The following is a 1,852-nucleotide window of genomic DNA, read 5'->3' on the forward strand; positions in this document are numbered from 1 at the left end:
TCATGTATTGGGACAGGCTACCTGAGTTTGAGGATATGGAACTAGCCATGTACATTGATCCAGCCATTAAAGCCGGGAAGAAAAATGACTATTCTGCGGTTTCAATTATTGGGCAGCATCGGAAGACGAAGCAGATGTACGTGATCGATGGCAATATCTATAAACTGTTGCCGGATGATTTGTTTCAAGTAGCTATCGAAAAATTGAAGCTTTATCCTGTAGATAAGCTAGGCTTTGAAGTCAATCAAGCACAGAGCTATATGAAGCAAAAGTTTGAAGAAGAGCTATGGAAGTCGAAGATACATACACCTGTAGAAAGTGTGCATTCCAAGGGGCAGAAGCATGAACGAATTATTAGCTTGGAGCCAGAAGTTAAGAAAGGTCATATTCTGTTCAATGCAGATAATCTCAGATATAACCATCAGGTGAAGGATTACAATCGAAATTGTACATACGACGATGCGCCAGATAGTTTATATGGGGCTGTTCAATTGATTCAGTCGGTAAAGAGTCTGAAATTTTATGATCGCAGTTTGTTGTTTTGAGGGTCAGGCAGTTTAGACTACAGATTGATAATGAACTGCAAGAGATAATATTGATTTCAAGCATAAATAATATTAGAGTTATATCATAAAAATACCAATTTCAATGTAAACTTGAGTCTGAAGCCCTGTCATAATAATTTGAGTACTGGCGCATTATCAGTCTTATTTAGGCTGGGGATTTTTGTTTTAAGGGAGGGATTAAATTGTTAAATGATTCTGAAAGAGAAGGACTATTTAAGGCCATTTTTGAAAGGAGAGATATTCGATCATTTAATGGAAAACCCATATCCAAAGATAAGTTAAACAACATATTAATGGCTGGTCATCATGCACCATCCGTTGGTTTTATGCAACCTTGGGATTTTATTGTCATTGACTCTCAAGGGGTTAAAGAACGATTGGCGCATGCATGTCATAAAGAAATACAAGCGTTGTCCATACACTATGAAGATGAAAAAAAGACAAGATTTCTCTCGCTAAAATTAGAGGGGATAAGGGAGGCACCTATAACGATCTGTATTACATGTGATCCCACGAGAGGTGGTGGACATGTACTTGGGCGAAATTCTATTCCTGAAACAGATATTTTATCCGTCGCCTGTTGTATCCAAAATATGTGGTTGGCGTCTTATGCAGAAGGGATAGCTATGGGATGGGTTAGTTTTTACAAGAAAACAGACGTACGAGAAATACTAAATATTCCGCCACATATTGACCCTGTTGCTTTGATTTCATTAGGATATACGGATTTTTATCCTACAAAACCAATCCTAGAACAAGAAGATTGGGAGAGGCGTCGAAATCTGAATAATCTAATACACCATAATGTTTGGGAATAATTTAAAATGCAATTGAATCCCTTTAGATATGATGCTAACGGAAACGGCAGTGCAATAAGGAACTACCTTATTAAGGGTGGTTCTTTTATTTATTCAAGCAAAAATTACATAACCCATTTTGAAAGGAAGAACCTATTTGCAAATAACCGAGTCCATCATAATTGAATGTCTAAATGAACTCCAATCGGCTGCAATAGCCAAACAGAAATATGCAGATTACTACAATGGTAATCACTCCATTCTCAAGAACTATGCAATGCAAGAAAGCCGCAGCAATCAAAAGCTCATTTTCAATTTTCCACGTAAGTTCGTAGACAACGAAGTGGGCTATCTACTTGGAAAGCCAGTAAACTATGTGTCCAAGTCAGATCAGGATGAAGCCATACATAATATAGATGTACATATGAGTCATTGGGACAAAGAGCATAATCTACAGCTTCGGAAACAATCCGAAATCTTTGGCGAGAG

General features: G+C 37.5%; 3 protein-coding genes. All 3 read left to right on the forward strand.

Annotated features, from left to right (window positions below; translation table 11 throughout):
* Nucleotides 1-545, forward strand: a 545-nt coding sequence (gene terL / locus ACIFQM_RS23945) for a phage terminase large subunit (RefSeq protein ID WP_430066286.1), incomplete at its 5' end; no start/stop codon positions are given.
* A gap of 203 nt (nucleotides 546-748) precedes the next feature.
* A complete protein-coding gene (bluB, locus tag ACIFQM_RS23950) occupies nucleotides 749-1,384 on the forward strand; it encodes a 5,6-dimethylbenzimidazole synthase (RefSeq protein WP_430044593.1) in 636 nt (211 codons plus the stop codon).
* Between the two features lie 136 nt (nucleotides 1,385-1,520).
* The coding region (locus ACIFQM_RS23955) for a phage portal protein (protein WP_430066288.1) at nucleotides 1,521-1,852 on the forward strand (332 nt) is incomplete at its 3' end.

The sequence above is a fragment of the Paenibacillus sp. NRS-1782 genome (genome assembly GCF_050467685.1).
GTDB lineage: Bacteria > Bacillota > Bacilli > Paenibacillales > Paenibacillaceae > Paenibacillus > Paenibacillus terrae_A.